This is a genomic window from Pantoea sp. Ft-CA_14 (assembly GCF_024520875.1).
Lineage (GTDB): Bacteria > Pseudomonadota > Gammaproteobacteria > Enterobacterales > Enterobacteriaceae > Pantoea > Pantoea agglomerans.
On sequence record NZ_JALNPM010000012.1, the window covers coordinates 24,327 to 40,148 of the forward strand.

At 57.3% G+C, this 15,822-nt stretch carries 14 protein-coding genes; 9 read left to right on the forward strand and 5 right to left on the reverse strand.

Features of this window, described 5'->3' with window-relative positions; genetic code table 11:
• Positions 1-130: 130 nt before the first annotated feature.
• The 3 genes from NR195_RS17000 to NR195_RS17010 all read left to right on the forward strand — a co-directional run bounded on the left by NR195_RS17000 (position 131) and on the right by NR195_RS17010 (position 3,386).
• Positions 131-745: a TetR/AcrR family transcriptional regulator gene (locus NR195_RS17000; protein WP_010256825.1), complete on the forward strand. Its 615-nt coding sequence runs from the start codon at positions 131-133 to the stop codon at positions 743-745.
• Positions 746-982: 237 nt separating this feature from the next.
• Positions 983-2,266 (forward strand): beta-ketoacyl-ACP synthase II, encoded by a 1,284-nt coding sequence (gene fabF / locus NR195_RS17005; RefSeq protein WP_033786418.1) that lies wholly within the window; start codon positions 983-985, stop codon positions 2,264-2,266.
• Positions 2,267-2,507: 241 nt separating this feature from the next.
• On the forward strand, positions 2,508-3,386 hold the full coding sequence (locus NR195_RS17010; protein ID WP_010256830.1) for an ROK family protein: 879 nt from the start codon (positions 2,508-2,510) through the stop codon (positions 3,384-3,386).
• Positions 3,387-3,500: 114 nt separating this feature from the next.
• Here NR195_RS17010 and NR195_RS17015 read toward each other — a convergent pair whose 3' ends face one another.
• From NR195_RS17015 to NR195_RS17025, 3 genes are all read right to left on the reverse strand, one after another.
• Positions 3,501-4,451: an Rpn family recombination-promoting nuclease/putative transposase gene (locus NR195_RS17015; protein ID WP_010671988.1), complete on the reverse strand. Its 951-nt coding sequence runs from the start codon at positions 4,449-4,451 to the stop codon at positions 3,501-3,503.
• A 330-nt stretch (positions 4,452-4,781) separates the two neighbouring features.
• Positions 4,782-4,904 (reverse strand): hypothetical protein, encoded by a 123-nt coding sequence (locus NR195_RS17020; RefSeq protein WP_254920079.1) that lies wholly within the window; start codon positions 4,902-4,904, stop codon positions 4,782-4,784.
• A gap of 8 nt (positions 4,905-4,912) precedes the next feature.
• A complete protein-coding gene (locus NR195_RS17025) occupies positions 4,913-5,698 on the reverse strand; it encodes a MipA/OmpV family protein (RefSeq protein WP_111534836.1) in 786 nt (261 codons plus the stop codon).
• 129 nt (positions 5,699-5,827) lie between these two features.
• Between NR195_RS17025 and NR195_RS17030 the strand changes: the two genes are divergently transcribed.
• From NR195_RS17030 to NR195_RS17045, 4 genes are all read left to right on the forward strand, one after another.
• A complete protein-coding gene (locus NR195_RS17030) occupies positions 5,828-6,526 on the forward strand; it encodes a response regulator (protein WP_010256840.1) in 699 nt (232 codons plus the stop codon).
• Complete coding sequence (locus tag NR195_RS17035) at positions 6,523-7,692, forward strand: cell wall metabolism sensor histidine kinase WalK (RefSeq protein ID WP_256844745.1); 1,170 nt, start codon at positions 6,523-6,525, stop codon at positions 7,690-7,692. Before NR195_RS17030 ends, NR195_RS17035 begins: the two co-directional genes overlap by 4 nt.
• Before the next feature lie 93 nt (positions 7,693-7,785).
• Entirely contained in the window at positions 7,786-8,919 is a 1,134-nt protein-coding gene (locus NR195_RS17040) for an efflux RND transporter periplasmic adaptor subunit (RefSeq protein ID WP_010256842.1), read from the forward strand.
• Positions 8,916-11,960: an efflux RND transporter permease subunit gene (locus tag NR195_RS17045; RefSeq protein WP_256844746.1), complete on the forward strand. Its 3,045-nt coding sequence runs from the start codon at positions 8,916-8,918 to the stop codon at positions 11,958-11,960. The genes NR195_RS17040 and NR195_RS17045 overlap by 4 nt, the downstream gene beginning before the upstream one ends.
• Before the next feature lie 50 nt (positions 11,961-12,010).
• On the opposite strand, the gene NR195_RS17050 is transcribed toward NR195_RS17045, so the two are convergent.
• On the reverse strand, positions 12,011-12,256 hold the full coding sequence (locus NR195_RS17050) for a hypothetical protein (protein ID WP_010256845.1): 246 nt from the start codon (positions 12,254-12,256) through the stop codon (positions 12,011-12,013).
• Between the two features lie 71 nt (positions 12,257-12,327).
• A complete protein-coding gene (locus NR195_RS17055) occupies positions 12,328-13,233 on the reverse strand; it encodes a LysR family transcriptional regulator (RefSeq protein ID WP_022624205.1) in 906 nt (301 codons plus the stop codon).
• A gap of 104 nt (positions 13,234-13,337) precedes the next feature.
• On the opposite strand from NR195_RS17055, the gene budA reads away from it, so the two are divergent.
• Both budA and alsS read left to right on the forward strand, forming a co-directional pair.
• Complete coding sequence (gene budA / locus NR195_RS17060) at positions 13,338-14,120, forward strand: acetolactate decarboxylase (RefSeq protein WP_256844747.1); 783 nt, start codon at positions 13,338-13,340, stop codon at positions 14,118-14,120.
• Positions 14,121-14,134: 14 nt separating this feature from the next.
• Positions 14,135-15,814, forward strand: coding sequence for an acetolactate synthase AlsS (gene alsS, locus NR195_RS17065; RefSeq protein ID WP_010256852.1), 1,680 nt, complete (start codon positions 14,135-14,137; stop codon positions 15,812-15,814).
• The last annotated feature ends 8 nt before the right edge of the window (positions 15,815-15,822 follow it).

Here is a 15,822-nt window from a genome sequence, read left to right on the forward strand (position 1 = left end):
TCAGCAACACCAGCATACATTCAGCCCGTTCAAAATATGGCTTTTGATCGCAACAGGGCCTAAAATGTGACCACCCCTAACAGTGGTCACTGAATTTTTTCACCCACCTTTGATCTGCCAGGTTCTGACAATGACTCAATCCGTAACGGAAAATGGCACACGCGGCCCGGCCGGGCACAATGTGCGTGACCAGATTGTCGATGCTGCCATGCAGCACTTCGCGCATTATGGTTACGAAAAAACCACCGTCTCCGATCTCGCCCGTGCTATCGGCTTTTCCAAAGCGTATATCTACAAGTTTTTTGAATCAAAACAGGCGATTGGCGAAGTGATCTGCTCCACCCGGCTTGCGATGATTATGCAGCACGTCGAAGTCGCTATCGCCGATGCGCCTGGAGCATCGGAACAACTGCGGCGACTGTTCCGCACGCTTTCCGTCACCGGCACTGAACTCTTTTTTCACGAACGTAAACTCTATGATATTGCTGCCGTCGCGTCGCGTGACCGCTGGCCATCGGCGATGGCGCATGAAGAACGACTGCTCAGCCTGATTCAGCAGATCCTGCGACGGGGTCGTGAATCCGGTGAGTTTGAGCGTAAAACCCCGGCTGACGAAGCGGCGGAGGCAATCTATCGGGTGATCAAACCCTACGCCAGTCCGGTACTGCTGCAGTACAGCCTTGATGACGCTGAAGAAGCCTCTGCACAACTGGCAGCGCTGGTGTTACGTAGCCTTGCGCCCTGAACATTGCGCATTATGTGACTATTGACTTATTTAGTCACAAGAGCAACGATAGCACTCTGTCTGGTTATCGCTCAGGATTCTGATGCTGCTAAGCTTATCTCTCTCTGCTCTATTCCATCCCTGCGTTCGTCCATCGCACTATTCTACGCAGGGTCTCACCTTCCGCGCTCAAGGCGTGTATCCATTGTCTGCGGCAGCAATTCAATCACTGTCCGGACTCTCTACGGGAGCAAAATTATGAGTCACTTAGCCTCATCACAACGCATTGTCATTACCGGCGCGGGCATCGTCTCGCCACTGGGTTGTGGCGTTGAGACAGTCTGGCGGCGATTAACGGCAGGAGAATCAGGTATACGTACCCTTCCCGATACGCTTACTGCTGGCACCGGTATTTCAGTAGGTGGCAGCGTGCCGGGCATCGATGAAGATCCGCTGGCAGGTTACGACCCCGAGGCGTTCATTGCGCCGAAAGAGCGTAAAAAGATGTCGCGCTTTATAGAATTCGCGCTGCTGGCAGCAGAAGAAGCGCTGAATCAGGCGGCCTGGCATCCTGAGAATGAGGCAGCGCGTGAACGTACTGCGACGATTATTGCTTCAGGCGTCGGCGGCTTTGGTGCCATAGCCGACGCGGTGCGCACCACCGATGCACGCGGCCCGCGCAGGCTCTCACCCTTTACAGCACCTTCGTTTCTGGCCAACATGGCCGCGGGTCATGTCTCGATCAAACACGGCTTCACCGGCCCGCTGGGTGCGCCCGTTACCGCCTGTGCGGCGGGAGTTCAGGCAATTGGTGATGCAGCCAGGCTGATCAGAAGCGGTGAAGCGGACATTGCTATTTGTGGCGGTACAGAAGCGGCGCTGGATCGCGTCACGCTGGGCTGTTTTGCGGCTGCACGTGCGCTATGTGTGGGCTATGAAGATCAGCCGCACCATGCCTCACGTCCGTTTGATCGTGACAGAAACGGCTTTGTGATGGCCGAAGGTGCAGGCCTGCTGGTGATTGAGTCACTGGCCCATGCCGAAGCACGCGGCGCGACACCGCTGGCGGAGATTGTCGGCTATGGCACCAGCGCCGATGCATACCATTTAACCGCGGGTCCGGAGGATGGCAGCGGGGCTGCGCGGGCGATGAGAACCGCCCTGCGTCAGGCGGGCATCAGCCCGGAAGACGTCCAGCATATCAACGCACACGCAACCTCAACTCAGGTTGGCGATCACGGTGAGCTGGCGGCTATTCGTGCAGTGTTTGGCGATGATTCGCAGGTCGCGATTGCCTCAACTAAATCCGCCACCGGCCATCTGCTGGGTGCGGCAGGCGGCGTTGAGGCGATATTCACCCTGATGGCGTTGCGGCAGCAGCTTATTCCGCCGACGCTGAACCTCCATCATCCCGATGAAGCCGCAGGCAATCTGGACCTGGTGGCGCTCAATGCACGTCCCACGGCGCTGACTTATGCCATGTCGAACGGTTTTGGTTTTGGCGGCGTCAACGCCAGTCTCCTGTTGCGTAAGTGGCAATGACTGCAGTGTGACGATTAAGCCCGCGCTGCCAGACACCCTCTTAGCGCGGGTAATACATCGGACGTCCTTAAAAATCATGCACAGCTGTTCCCTGTGTGCCGGGGTTTATCAAAACACCCTCTGTACAACACTCGCTTTATAAATCTGTACCTTTCCTGACAAAATTGCCTCCGTCAGACCTCCTGCCCTTTTTCTTTCAGCACTACAATTAATCGGATGAAAACAACCTCAGAGAACGTTAATGAAGATTGCAGCTTTCGATATTGGTGGTACCTCTTTAAAAATGGGCGTGATTGATGAGCAGGGAAATATTCTGACCAGTGAGAGTGCTGATATTTCCCATAATTCACGCGACAAAATACTTGATGAGATCCTGGCCTGGCTGGAGAAAAATCCCGGCTGTGCTGGCATCGCCGTCAGCACGCCCGGTTATATTGATGCAGAAGCCGGATATATCGCCATGGGCGGCACCATTCGGGACTTCGACCAGTTTCATCTGAGCCAGTGGCTGACGGAAAAAACCTCACTGCCTGCCACGGTCGAAAATGACGCCCATTGCGCCTTACTGGCTGAACAGTGGCTGGGCAAAGCAAAAAAGCTCAGTGATTTTCTGATGTTAACTATCGGCACAGGATTAGGCGGAGCGGCCTTCTGCAACGGCGCGCTGATCCGGGGCGGTCGTAACCGCGCGGGCGAGTTTGGCTGTCTGCTGACTTCGCGCCCCACCAGCAGCAATATTGAACGCCACACAATGAGCCAGAGCTGTACCATGACGGCGCTTCGAGAGAATTACAGCCAGCTCATCGAAAAATCTTCCGACGACGTCACGGGTAAAGATGTCTTTGACGCATACGATCGCAAAGAAGAAGCCGCGCAGCAGGTGGTGAATAAATTCTACCAGGATCTTGCAGCCTGCTTATATAACCTCTTCAGCGTGTTCGATCCGCAGATGATATTTATCGGTGGTGGAATTACCGAGCGGGAACCGTTCCTCGAGGAACTGGCAGAGCAGCTGGCAAAATATGATCTTGATATCCGCATTGATACCGCGACCTACGGCAACGACTCCGGCATGTTGGGCGCAACCTGGAATTTCCTGCAGCGTCAGCCAGACAAATAATGGCTTGTAGTTCAGGACGTATGCAGGTTACACCTTTCTGATAATTATGATGATTTATCTGGTGCGGTATTCAAAACGATAACCCGGTCATGACCGGGTTTACTCTTGTTTATATTAGTGTCGTATTTGCGCCAGATCGTCTGACGTCAGGCCGGTCATTTCTATGACAGTTTTACGATCAAGGCCGTTTTGTAGCATAGTGCGCGCAATTTTCAGGGTAGCTTCACGCTGTCCTTCAGTACGACCTTTCTCAATACCACGCCGTTCACCAAGCTCGATACCTTCTGCGCGACCTTTTTCGATCCCTTTTTGTTCAAGCTGCTGTGCGATGGTCATCAGTGCGTCTCCGTGTTGTGGCACCCGCTGTGCCAGTTCGCGAACGAAAGCTTCGTAGTCAGCTGACTCACCAGCCTGCAGTAAATAGTGTATCAGCGTCATCACCTGGGGTGAAGAAAGATAATCGGCCATGAGTAGCGTGACTAGATGGTCAGTCAGGCTTGCAATGTCGCGTTGATGAATATGTTTCTGCAAAAGCGTCAGGGCGGCCATACTGCGATGAGTCATGATCTCATCATCCGGGATGACCGTAATGTCCACCAGCGGGAAGGCGCCTCTATAAAGGCTTTCCGCCACTACCGGATCATCAAATTCGTCGAACCAGCGGGTCGACCACGGATAGGGAGTGCGCTTACCGGTATAGAACAGTACAGGTATGACTAAAGGCAGCTTTTTATGGCCAGCTTCAAGGTGGCGCTGCATAGCGGCTACCGCATAACGTATCAGGCGGAATGCCATATGCCTGTCAGGGGTGGATTGGTGTTCAATCAGAACATGAATATATCCGTCACCGGTTGAGGTTCTGAGACTATACAAAACGTCACTGAAGTATTGACGCAAATCGTCTTCAACAAATGATCCGGACTCAAGCTTCAGTGTGGTGAGATCGCAGATTTTAAGCAATTTCTCCGGAAGGTGGATCTGCATAAAATCTCTGGCAACATCCGGATGCGTAAGAAACTGTCGAAAAGTAGCATCATGAGGTGTAGCACTTTTTTTATTTTTCATCAGTTCAGCCCCTGTAAATTCCATGCGCTGCTACCACAGCGAAGAGGCTATCTTAATGGATCAGATTTTAATTTATAATATTTAAACCTTGCCCAGTCTATATAGATTAACCACACCCATAGTCTTTTAAAAAATTTATTAGCAAGATGGATTACGACGCGTTCTAAATTAACCACCTTAATCAATTTATATAGCGATAATTAAAACCTCCGGATGTACCCGAAACTTCTAACGCTGACCATTAATGTCTGAACCGCTTTACGAAAAGTTAATTTTCTATTTAAGTCACGGCATAACCAGCCCGATCACGCTGTTTATACCGCTCGCTCCCTATCCCCGTCCCGGCGCATCCAACAGGCTAAGCGCCACGCCTGTCAGGGTATAGACCACTACATACAACAGAATCAGTGCCGCAAGCAAAAGACGGTGGCTGCGCATCTCACTTTTCTTCATGGTGCCATTCAGAAGGTGTAGCTCAATGCCAGGGTGGCCGATGCGCCGTTGTGCCGTGCAACGATGGGGCTATCTGAAGCATGCTTATCCAGCCAGCTGTAGTCACCGATCACACTGGCCGCCCAGGCGGGTGTGAACTGATGGCTCCAGGTCAGGCTGGTGTCGGTGCCATAAAATCCACCCGCGGCGTCATAGCGTTCAAAACCACTGCGCGCACTTTGCTTGCGGTTAACGCCATACCAGGTATTCATATAACGCCCGTCGCCAAACAGTCCCGCCACCTGCAGTGCCACGGTATCGTCACTGGTCTGCCAGGGGATCAGGGTTACGGAAGTCCGGTACTGCACACCCTGACTATCACTTAATGGCAGCGTCGCTTTGCCCTCCAGCACCAGCCACGGCGTTACCGACCATCCCAGCGCCAGCGCGGTGTTCATCGTTGCGTCGATGTTCCCCATGCCTCTGAGCCGGTCATCCCCATCTCGCCAGGATGAATTCTGGTCAGAACGGCCCAGCCCGTAGCCCAGCGTATGTTCCAGATACAGTCCATTATCTGCCTGCAGGTCATAGCCAATGCCTTTCTGTGAGTCTAAAAAGAAGGCCCCGTCGCGTGCCTGGATCACCGGCATCAGCTGCCAGTGCTGCTTATCGGCGCCGCTATAGCGTGGTGCATTGATACCTGCAATGCCCAGCGTGACGCTTGGCGGCGGCGTAGTCTCATCAGCCATGGCAGTCGCGGCACTGAATCCCAGCGAAAAACAGACCATGTGCAGCGTTATTTTTCCGGTTATCATCACGTTTCCTCATTATCACATCAGGTGCGGAGCTGAGGGGTTCAGAGCCGCGTCAATGGCCGGAGTATGCGAGGCGAGTGTCAATTAACGACCAGGGATTTATGAAGAAACAGTCAAGGTGATCCGAAAATGCAGTCAAAACGTGTACTGATTATTGAAGATGATGCTGATGCGGCGGGCGTACTTGAGGCCTACCTGAAACGTGAAAATTATGAGGTCATGATTGCCGGTGATGGGCCAGGCGGGCTGGATGCCGCCAGACGCTGGCAGCCCGATCTGATCCTGCTGGATATCATGCTGCCCGGCATGAACGGCACTGAAGTGCTGGCAGCGCTGCGACGTCGTGACGATACCCCGGTGATCATGGTAACCGCGATGGGTGATGCGCCGGACCGCATCGGCGCACTGCGCTATGGCGCGGATGACTACGTGGTCAAACCCTATCATCCGGGCGAAGTGGTGGCGCGCGTTCAGGCAGTACTGCGCCGTAGCCAGCAGAGTCAGGTACCCGCTGCAGAAACCCTGCGCTGGGCGGGTTTAGTGGTGGACCCGGTGGCGCTCACCGCAGTGGTCGATAGCGACAGTGCTTCACCGCGCCGCCTCGATCTGACACCGACCGAATTTTCCCTGTTGGTCACCCTGATGCGCGCTCCGACGCGTCCGTTTACCCGCCTGTTTCTGCTGGAGCACTGTCTGCCGGAAAGCGATGCGCTTGAGCGGGTGGTCGATACCCACGTCTATAACCTGCGTCGCAAACTGGAAGCCGCGGGCATCTCTGATGTCTTACCGGCAGTGCGCAGCGTCGGTTACCGGTTCAGACAGCCATGAAGAACGATACGCATACTTCATTGTGGCGCTGGATCTGCATCCGGGTGCTGTTTCTGGCGATTGGCAGCGTGGTGCTCATTGCCATCTGTATGTGGCTGCGCTTCGCAGTGCAAGCGTACTGGGTCTATTACCGGATGCCGCCCGCGCTGCTGGATGAGTTCACCCGGTTGCGCCACCACCCTGCCAGCGATCCTGTGCGCTTTCATCAGATTATGGACCAGTGGTGGGGCATCAACTTCTCCGATCCGTCGCTGGCCTCGTCGGACTGGCTTACCGTGATCGTGCTGGTCGTGGTAACGATTCCGTTTATGGTGCTGATGGCGCTGCGTTTCGCCCGTCCGCTGTCGGCGCAGTTCAGCCAGCTGGCTACCGCGGCGCGAGCGGTTTCAAAAGGCGAATTTGGCCGATCGGCGGTAATCGTAAAAGAAGCCCCACAGGAGCTGGTACGTTTTACTGAAGATTTTAATCAGATGACGCAGCAGCTGGCGCGTTACGAGCGTGAGCTGCGCACCTCGCATGTGGCGATGGCGCATGAACTTCGCTCGCCACTTACGGCGGCGATGGGCCGCCTGCAGGGGATTCTGGATGGCGTCTTTCCTGCCGAACCGCAACAGCTGGCAATGATCATGAAGCAACTGACGCAGCTCAGTCGCCTGACAGACGAACTGCATCTCTTGTCGCTGGCGGATGCCGGGCAGCTTACCCTGAACCGCGAGTGGTTTAATCTCAGCGAGTTACTGCGCGAGCGCTCCGGCTGGCTTCTGCCGCAGGCAGAACAGGCGGGGATTGCCATCAGCGTGACATCACCCAACGATCTGCGGCTGTATGCCGATACCTTCCGGCTGGGCCAGGTAGTGACCATCATCTGTGAGAATGCAATGCGCTACGCTGCCGACGGTGGCGCGTTGCTGATCACGGCCAGCCAGAACGATCAGGCGATCATAATGACCTTCCGCGATTATGGTCAGGGTGTGGAGCCGGACTTCCTGCCGCAATTGTTTGACCGCTTTACCCGCGCTGACTCCTCACGCGCCCGCCACTCCGGCGGCAGCGGTCTGGGACTGTCGATTGCCAAAGCGATTGTCGAGGCGCACAGCGGGTCGCTTCACGCCACACTGCCCGCCGACGGCGGTCTGCTGATCGGGATAACGCTGCCGACGAGATAAATTGTTCTGGCTTGACCATTTCTTGATGGTTCATGGAACGTTTCTGGACACATGCCGGGTTCAATGAGCACAACTCATTAAAGGAACCCGGTTATGACAGACTTCTTATCGGATGCTGCCCGCCAGGTGTGGCGTCATCTCTTCGGTATTCACATCTTTGCGCCGATCATCTTCGTGCTGCTCGGGGTATTCATCATGACCGGTTGCCGGGACAATAGTTCTGCTCCGCCTGCCGCCCCGCTCCGCCCGGTTAAATCGGTGATTGCTCCACCGCTCAGCAGTGATGCATCGCTGGTGCTGACTGGCGAAATCCGCGCTCATGAAGAGGTCGCGCTAGCCTTCAGACTGGATGGCCGGGTGGTGAGCCGTGCGGTTGAGCTGGGCGATCGCGTCAGCGCCGGGCAATCGCTGGCAGCGCTGGAAAATGATCAGTCACGCAATCAGCTAAGCAGCGCACGGGCCGATCTCGACAGCGCACGCGCCGCCGAACGGGTCGCCGCGCTTAACCTGCATCGGATGCGGCTGCTGATGCCCGGAGGGGCCATCGCCCGCAGCCAGCTGGACAGCGCCCAGGCGGACTGGCAGAGCGCACAGTCCCGCCGTCTCAGCAGCGAAGCGGCTCTGAAAAATGCCCAGGATAACCTCAGCTGGACTCAGCTGACTGCGCCTGCAGCAGGCCGGATCACCGCCATCACGGTTCAGCCAGGTCAGGTGGTCAGCGCCGGACAAAATGTGATGACGCTGGCAGCAGGGGATGCACGCGATGCGGTGTTTGACCTGACAACGCCTGCGCTGCTGCATCCTGATGATCGGACACCGCTGAAAGTGACGCTGCTCGCCGATCCCGGCGTGCAGGCCAGTGGCACAGTGCGTGACATCAGCCCGCAGGCCGATCCACAGACCCGCACATGGCGGCTGCGCATCTCACTGAATCAGCCGCCTGAGGCGATGGCACCCGGTGCCACAGTCATTGTCACCCTTCCCGATGCGCAGCCGCCGGTCATCGCCCTGCCCGCCAGCGCCCTGACCCGCTCCGCAGACAAACCCGCGCTGCTGGTCGTTGATGCGGCGTCACGCCTGCAGCTTCGTCCGGTAGTGCTGGCCCGCTTTAACGCGCAGCAAATCTTCGTCACTGCCGGGATCAAGCCAGGAGAGCGCGTCGTCACCGCCGGAGTCAGCACCCTGCAACCTGGCGAAAAAGTGGCGCTTTCGCAGGAGGCTCCATGAAAAAAACGTCTGGCTTTAACCTCTCCGGCTGGGCGCTGGCGCATCAGCAACTGGTGATCTTTTTCATGCTGCTGGTCATGGCGGCGGGTGTGCTGAGCTATGAACATCTGTCACGCAATGAAGACCCGGCGTTTACTATCAAAACCGCCGTAATATCAGCCCAATGGCCAGGCGCTGATGTGAACACCACGGTGCAACTGCTCACTGACGTACTGGAACAGAAAGTGCAGGAGATTCCGTCGCTGGATGCGGTTGAGAGCGAAACCCGCGCCGGACAAACCGTCATCTATGTCAACCTGCGCGATGACACGCCGCCCTCTCAGGTGGCCGGCATCTGGTACCAGCTGCGTAAAAAGATGCAGGATGTTGCCCCTTCACTGCCGCAGGGCGTGCAAGGTCCGGCCGTTAACGACGAATTTGATGACACCTTCGGCACCATTTATGGCTTCACGGCGGAGGGTTTTACCGCCAGAGAGCTACGCGACCGGGTCGATAACCTGCGTCGCAATCTGGCCAGTCTGCCCGACATCGGTAAAACCAGCCTGTTAGGTGTACAGGAGCAGCAGGTGGTTATCGCCTTTTCGCCGCGCAAGCTGAACGGCATGGGGCTCGATTTACAGCAGGTCAGCGACGCCATTAAAGCTCAGAACGATGTCGTCCCGGCGGGCAGCCTGCGTACCGACCGCGAGAATATTGCGCTGCGGGTCAGCGGCACCCTGACTTCGGTTGAAAATCTGCGGGCGATTACCCTGCATATCGGTGAGCGTTTTATTCCGCTGACCGATCTGGCCACCATCAGCCTGCAACCTGCCGAACCACCAGTCCCGACGTTTCGGGTTAACGGCGTTCCGGCTATCGGGCTGGCGATCTCCATGGCCGGCAGCGGCAACATGCTCGATTTCGGTCAGCAACTCAGTCAGCGCATGCAGATGCTGGCCAGTCAGTTACCGCACGGTATTACTATGACCCGCGTGGCCGACCAGTCTTCCGTGGTGAAAAACGCGGTCAGCGGCTTCGTCCGGATACTGGGCGAAGCGATCGTCATCGTGTTAGCCGTCTCCTTTGTCTCGCTGGGACTGCGTGCCGGTCTGGTCGTTGCGGCGGCGATCCCGCTGGTACTGGCAATGACCTTTACCGGCATGTTAATGGCAGGCATCGGACTCCAGCGCATCTCGCTTGGCGCGCTAATCATCGCGCTGGGGCTGCTGGTGGATGATGCCATGATCACTGTCGAGGCAATGGTGGCGCGACTGGAAGCGGGCGACAGCAAGTGGCAGGCCGCCACCTATGCGTTTAAAACCACCGCCTTTCCGATGCTGACCGGTACGCTGGTAATGATCGCCGGGTTCATTCCGGTCGGGTTCGCCGCCTCCAGTGCCGGAGAGTATTGCTACTCATTGTTTGTGGTGATTACCCTGGCGCTGCTCTGCTCGTGGGTCGTCGCGGTCATCTTCTCTCCGCTCACCGGCTGCTGGCTGCTGTCGGCCAGGCACATCAAGGCCGATAAGCCGCCGGGCGTGCTGACGCGCAGCTATCACCGGCTACTGGAGGTGATTCTGCGTCACCGGCTGGTGACGATTGGCACAGCGATGGCGGTGCTGCTGGTCAGCCTTTACGCCACCACTTTTATGCAGGGTGAATTTTTCCCTGCGTCGGATCGCCCCGAGCTGCTGGTCAGCCTGACGCTTCCCGCCAGTGCAGCCCAGGCTGAAACCACCCGCCGAACCGCACAACTGGAACAGATGCTGCGCAACGATCGGGATGTGGCGAACTACACCAGCTACGTTGGCTCGGGCGCGATACGCTTTTATCTGCCGATGGATGTGCTGCTGGATAATGAAAACATCGCGCAGCTGGTGGTGGTGGCGAAAGATCTGGCGGCACGCGATCGGCTGCGCAGCAGGCTGGAGCAGAAGCTGGCGGTGGATTTCAGTGATATCACTACCCGGGTATCGCCGCTGGAGCTGGGGCCACCGGTCGGCTGGCCGCTGAAATATCGCATCACCGGCCCGGATAATGCCAGGGTGCGTCAGGCGGCCGATCGGCTGGCGGCGCTGATCGCCCGCTCATCGCTGACACGCGAGGTCAATCTTACCGCCGGAGAGCCAGAACGGGTCATGACGCTGGCGGTGAACCAGACCGCAGCCCGCGCAGCCGGACTCTCTTCCGAAACAATAGCCACCTCGCTGAATACTCTGATGTCCGGCAGCGTGGTGACCACCCTGCGCGATCGTAACCGCCTGATCGACGTCGTGCTGCGCAGCAATGACCCGGAGCGGCAGGACACTGACACACTGGCAGGATTGATGATCACCAATGCCAGCGGACAGAAAATCCCGCTGCGACAGGTGGCAACCCTGAACTGGGGAGTGGATGACCCGGTGATATGGCGACGTCAGCGGCTGGCTTACATCACCGTACAGACCGATATTGCGCCCGGTCAGCGGGCTGAACAGGTCTCGCAGCAGCTCGCACCAGCCGTCGCCGCCCTGCGCGCCTCGCTGCCGGCCGGATACGGTATTGAAGAAGGTGGCGTGGCGGCCGAATCGGACAAAGGCAACGGTTCAGTGTTTGCTCTGCTGCCGGTAACAATCTGCGTCATGCTGGTCTTGCTGATGATTCAGCTGCAACGCTTCTCCGGTATGCTGCTGGCGCTGAGCATGGCACCGTTTGGCCTGCCCGGCATCGTATCCGCGATGCTGCCGGCTGGCACACCGCTGGGGTTCGTGGCGCTGCTGGGGATTATTGCCCTGGCGGGGATCATCATCCGCAACGCGGTGATCATGATCAGTGAAGTCGATGCGAATAGCCGGGCCGGCCTGACCGCGGGTGAGGCAATCCGGCAGGCTGCCCATCACCGTGCGCGTCCCATTCTGCTGACCGCCTGTGCGGCAATACTCGGGATGATCCCCATCGCCCATCAGGTTTTCTGGGGGCCAATGGCACTGGCGATTATTGGCGGTCTGGTCAGCGGTACGCTGGTGACGCTCACGGTGCTGCCCGCCGCGTTAAGTCTGTTGATGCAGCGCGGTTCACGTTAAAACAACATCCGGCGATCCCGTGCTGAGAACGGCGGGATCGCCGGAAAGGATCAGTTCATCACCTCGACCAGAATCAGCGGGCACTTTCTGACTTTGCAGGCCTGACTGTAGGCCAGCGAGCAGACCGAGCAGAGATCGCGCACGTCAGACTGGTACTCATACTCCATGAAATAGCGGAACTGGCCGCCCGCCGAATCTGTTCTCCAGAATCGCTGCGGCTCCAGAATTTCATCCAGTTGCCTGAATGTCAGGGCTGACGGGTTGTGAAACCCGACTCTTACGCGGTATGTAGTCATGCACCGATTATTGGCATCCCGGCCCCGTGCCGCCAGTTGATTATTGTTTTCAGTTCAATAGCTGGCGCTTATCAACCCGCTTCGCCTGGTGCCGCAGGCTGCTCTGCCAGCAGCGCCAGCAGATGCAGTACTGCTTTTGACGGATGAAGCCGACGCCAGGCAAAGGCAACGTCGGTAAATAGCGTGTTGTTTTCGATATCGCAGAAGCTGACCCCGGGGTTATCGACGCAGCGCATCGACTCCGGCACCAGCGCAATCCCGCAGCCCGCCGCCACCATGCCCAGCGACGTAGTGATCTGCGGAGCCTGCTGAAAAGTGTGGCGCGAAAAGCCCGCCCGCAGACAGGCAGTGACAATCAACTCATACAGGCTGGGCGAGACGTCGCGCGGGAAGATCACCAGGGTTTCTCCCGCCAGCGCGGATAGTGCCACGGTGGGTGTGCCGCTGAGGGGATGGCAGCGCGGCAGCGCAATCAGCATCTTTTCGGTGGAGATGACACGCAGATTAAACGCCTTGCTGCTTTCACACGGCAGCCGGATAAAAGCGGCATCCAGCAATCCTTCCTGTAAATCCTGCATCAGCAAAGACATATTCTCTTCGCGGGTCAGCAGCTCCATCGCCGGATAACGTTCTTTAAACTGGCGGATCAGGGTGAATATGCGTGGATTAAACGCCACCGAGCTGGCAAAGCCCAGCGACAGCTGACCACTGATCCCGCGCGCAATACCGCGTGCGTTCTCCAGCGCCTGATCGGCCAGTTGCACAATCTGCCGGGCATCCGCCAGAAACGCTTCGCCCGCTTCGGTGAGTTCCACTCCGCGCGTCAGGCGCTTCAGCAACGGTGTGCCAATTTCCTGCTCCAGCCGCAGTATCTGCTGACTCAGCGGCGGCTGCGATATGCCCAGTATCTCGGCGGCACGAGTGAAGTGAAGCGTCTCGGCTACGGCAACAAAATAACGCAGATGGCGAAGTTCCATATCAAAAACGTCTCAAAGTTAACAGGTTTCGCTATTGGACCCACCGACTGAATCGGTTCACCATTAGGTTAACACGGCTTAACGGTTAATCGATGAGGCATCAAATGAGCAATTGTGTAACTGATTGTTCCTGTGAGGATCAACTAAAACATACTGTCCTGACGCTTTCACAGGATGCACCAGAAAGCGTTATCTATCAGACCTCTTTAATGAGTGCGCTGCTGAGCGGCGTTTACGACGGCAATGTCCGTATTGCCGACCTGCTGCGTAAAGGGGATTTCGGCCTGGGTACCTTTAACCGGCTGGATGGCGAGATGATCGCGTTTGACAGCAAGGTCTATCAGCTGCACGCCGACGGCAGTGCGCACCCGGCCGATCCGGCGCAGAAAACTCCGTTCGCCGTGATGACCTTTTTTAAACCGCAGCATATGTATGAATTTGACCGGCCGATGTCGCGTGAGGCGATCCATCAGGTGATCGACAACGAAATCACCTCCGATAACCAGTTCTGCGCGCTGCGCATCAGCGGTCGTTTCAGTCGCGTCGAGACCCGCACCGTGCCATGCCAGTGTCGTCCCTATCGCTCAATGCCGGAAGTGCTGGGCGATCAGCCGACCTTTGCCTTCAGCCAGCGCGCGGGCGAACTGATCGGATTCCGTACACCGCAATATATGCAGGGCATTAACGTTGCGGGCTATCACGAACATTTTATTACCGACGACCGCGAAGGCGGCGGCCACATTCTCGACTATGCGCTGGAACAGGGCACCCTGACCTTTGGTGCCATCAGCAAGCTGATCGTGGATTTGCCGCAGGACAGCGATTTTCTCAATGCCGACCTGAACCCCGCCAATCTTGACGCCGCGATTCGTGCGGTAGAAAGCTAATCAGAGGAATGACGATGAAAACTCCAACCGATACCACACTCTGGACCTGTGGCGCTGACCTGGTGGTGGCGCAACTTGAGGCACAGGGCGTCCGCCACGTTTTTGGCATTCCTGGCGCAAAAATTGATAAAGTCTTCGACTCACTGCTGGATTCCTCCATCCAGACCATCCCGGTTCGCCACGAAGCTAACGCTGCATTTATGGCCGCCGCAGTGGGCCGCCTTACCGGCAATGCGGGCGTGGCGCTGGTCACCTCCGGGCCGGGCTGCTCCAACCTGATCACCGGCATGGCCACCGCCACCAGCGAAGGCGATCCGGTGGTGGCTATCGGCGGTCAGGTGAAGCGCTCCGACAGCGCCAAGCAGGTTCATCAGAGCATGGACACGGTTTCAATGTTTCGCCCAATCACTAAATATGCGGTTGAGGTCACCGACCCCGCTGCACTTTCTGAATGCCTGTCGAATGCGTTTCGCCACGCCGAACATGGCCGGGGCGGCGGTGCCTTTATCAGCCTGCCACAGGATATTGTCGATCAGCCGGTTACCGGCAAAGCGTTGAGCAGCAAAGGCCGCCCTGTACTGGGCGCCGCACCTGACTCAATGATCGACGCCGTCAGCGAGGCCATCGCCGGGGCTAAAAATCCGGTCATCCTGCTGGGATTAATGGCGAGCCAGACAGAGAACAGCGAAGCGATTCATGAGCTGCTGACACGCAGTCACATTCCGGTTACCAGCACCTATCAGGCAGCAGGAGCGGTCAGACAGGATCACTTCTCACGCTTCGCCGGGCGCGTCGGGCTGTTTAACAACCAGGCGGGCGACCGACTGCTGCAACAGGCTGACCTGATCGTCACCATCGGCTACAGCCCGGTGGAATATGAACCGGCGATGTGGAACAGCGGTAACGCTACCCTGATTCATATCGACGTGATACCCGCTGAGACCGACAACCGCTATCTGCCGGATGCAGAACTGGTGGGTGATATCGCCGCCACGGTGCGTAAACTCGCCGCGCGCATCACTGCCCCACTCCAGCTGACCCCGGAAGCCGCCACCATCCTTGAGGATCGGCAGCAGCAGCGCAAATTGCTGGCGATGCAGGGTGCCAGCCTCAATCAGTTTGCTCTGCATCCGCTGCGCATTGTGCGCGCCATGCAGGACATCATTAACAGTGACGTCAGCCTTACCGTCGATATGGGCAGCTTCCACATCTGGATCGCCCGCTATCTCTACAGCTTCCGCGCCCGTCAGATCATGATCTCCAACGGTCAGCAGACGATGGGTGTGGCCCTGCCGTGGGCGATTGGTGCCTGGCTGGTCGAGCCGCAGCGCAAAGTGGTTTCAGTTTCCGGCGATGGTGGTTTCCTGCAATCCAGCATGGAGCTGGAAACTGCTGTCCGCTTAAAAGCCAACATTCTGCACATCGTCTGGGTCGATAACGCCTACAACATGGTGGCGATGCAGGAAGAGAAAAAATATCACCGCGTTTCGGGCGTCAATTTTGGGCCGGTCGATTTCAAAGCCTATGCCGAAGCGTTTGGGGCAGCGGGCTTTGCGGTGACCAGTGCGGCAGAGCTGGAGCCGACGCTGCGTAAAGCGATGGATGTTCAGGGACCCGCCGTGGTCGCGGTGCCGGTCGATTACACCGACAACCCGCTGCTCATGGGTCAGCTGCATCTGAGCCAGCTTCTTTAATTTCTCAA

Coding starts and splice junctions, on each gene's coding strand:
- NR195_RS17000 (WP_010256825.1), top strand. CDS start 131: ATGACTCAATCCGTAACGGAAAATGGCACACGCGGCCCGGCCGGGCAC.
- fabF (WP_033786418.1), top strand. CDS start 983: ATGAGTCACTTAGCCTCATCACAACGCATTGTCATTACCGGCGCGGGC.
- NR195_RS17010 (WP_010256830.1), top strand. CDS start 2,508: ATGAAGATTGCAGCTTTCGATATTGGTGGTACCTCTTTAAAAATGGGC.
- NR195_RS17015 (WP_010671988.1), bottom strand. CDS start 4,451: ATGAAAAATAAAAAAAGTGCTACACCTCATGATGCTACTTTTCGACAG.
- NR195_RS17020 (WP_254920079.1), bottom strand. CDS start 4,904: ATGAAGAAAAGTGAGATGCGCAGCCACCGTCTTTTGCTTGCGGCACTG.
- NR195_RS17025 (WP_111534836.1), bottom strand. CDS start 5,698: ATGATAACCGGAAAAATAACGCTGCACATGGTCTGTTTTTCGCTGGGA.
- NR195_RS17030 (WP_010256840.1), top strand. CDS start 5,828: ATGCAGTCAAAACGTGTACTGATTATTGAAGATGATGCTGATGCGGCG.
- NR195_RS17035 (WP_256844745.1), top strand. CDS start 6,523: ATGAAGAACGATACGCATACTTCATTGTGGCGCTGGATCTGCATCCGG.
- NR195_RS17040 (WP_010256842.1), top strand. CDS start 7,786: ATGACAGACTTCTTATCGGATGCTGCCCGCCAGGTGTGGCGTCATCTC.
- NR195_RS17045 (WP_256844746.1), top strand. CDS start 8,916: ATGAAAAAAACGTCTGGCTTTAACCTCTCCGGCTGGGCGCTGGCGCAT.
- NR195_RS17050 (WP_010256845.1), bottom strand. CDS start 12,256: ATGACTACATACCGCGTAAGAGTCGGGTTTCACAACCCGTCAGCCCTG.
- NR195_RS17055 (WP_022624205.1), bottom strand. CDS start 13,233: ATGGAACTTCGCCATCTGCGTTATTTTGTTGCCGTAGCCGAGACGCTT.
- budA (WP_256844747.1), top strand. CDS start 13,338: ATGAGCAATTGTGTAACTGATTGTTCCTGTGAGGATCAACTAAAACAT.
- alsS (WP_010256852.1), top strand. CDS start 14,135: ATGAAAACTCCAACCGATACCACACTCTGGACCTGTGGCGCTGACCTG.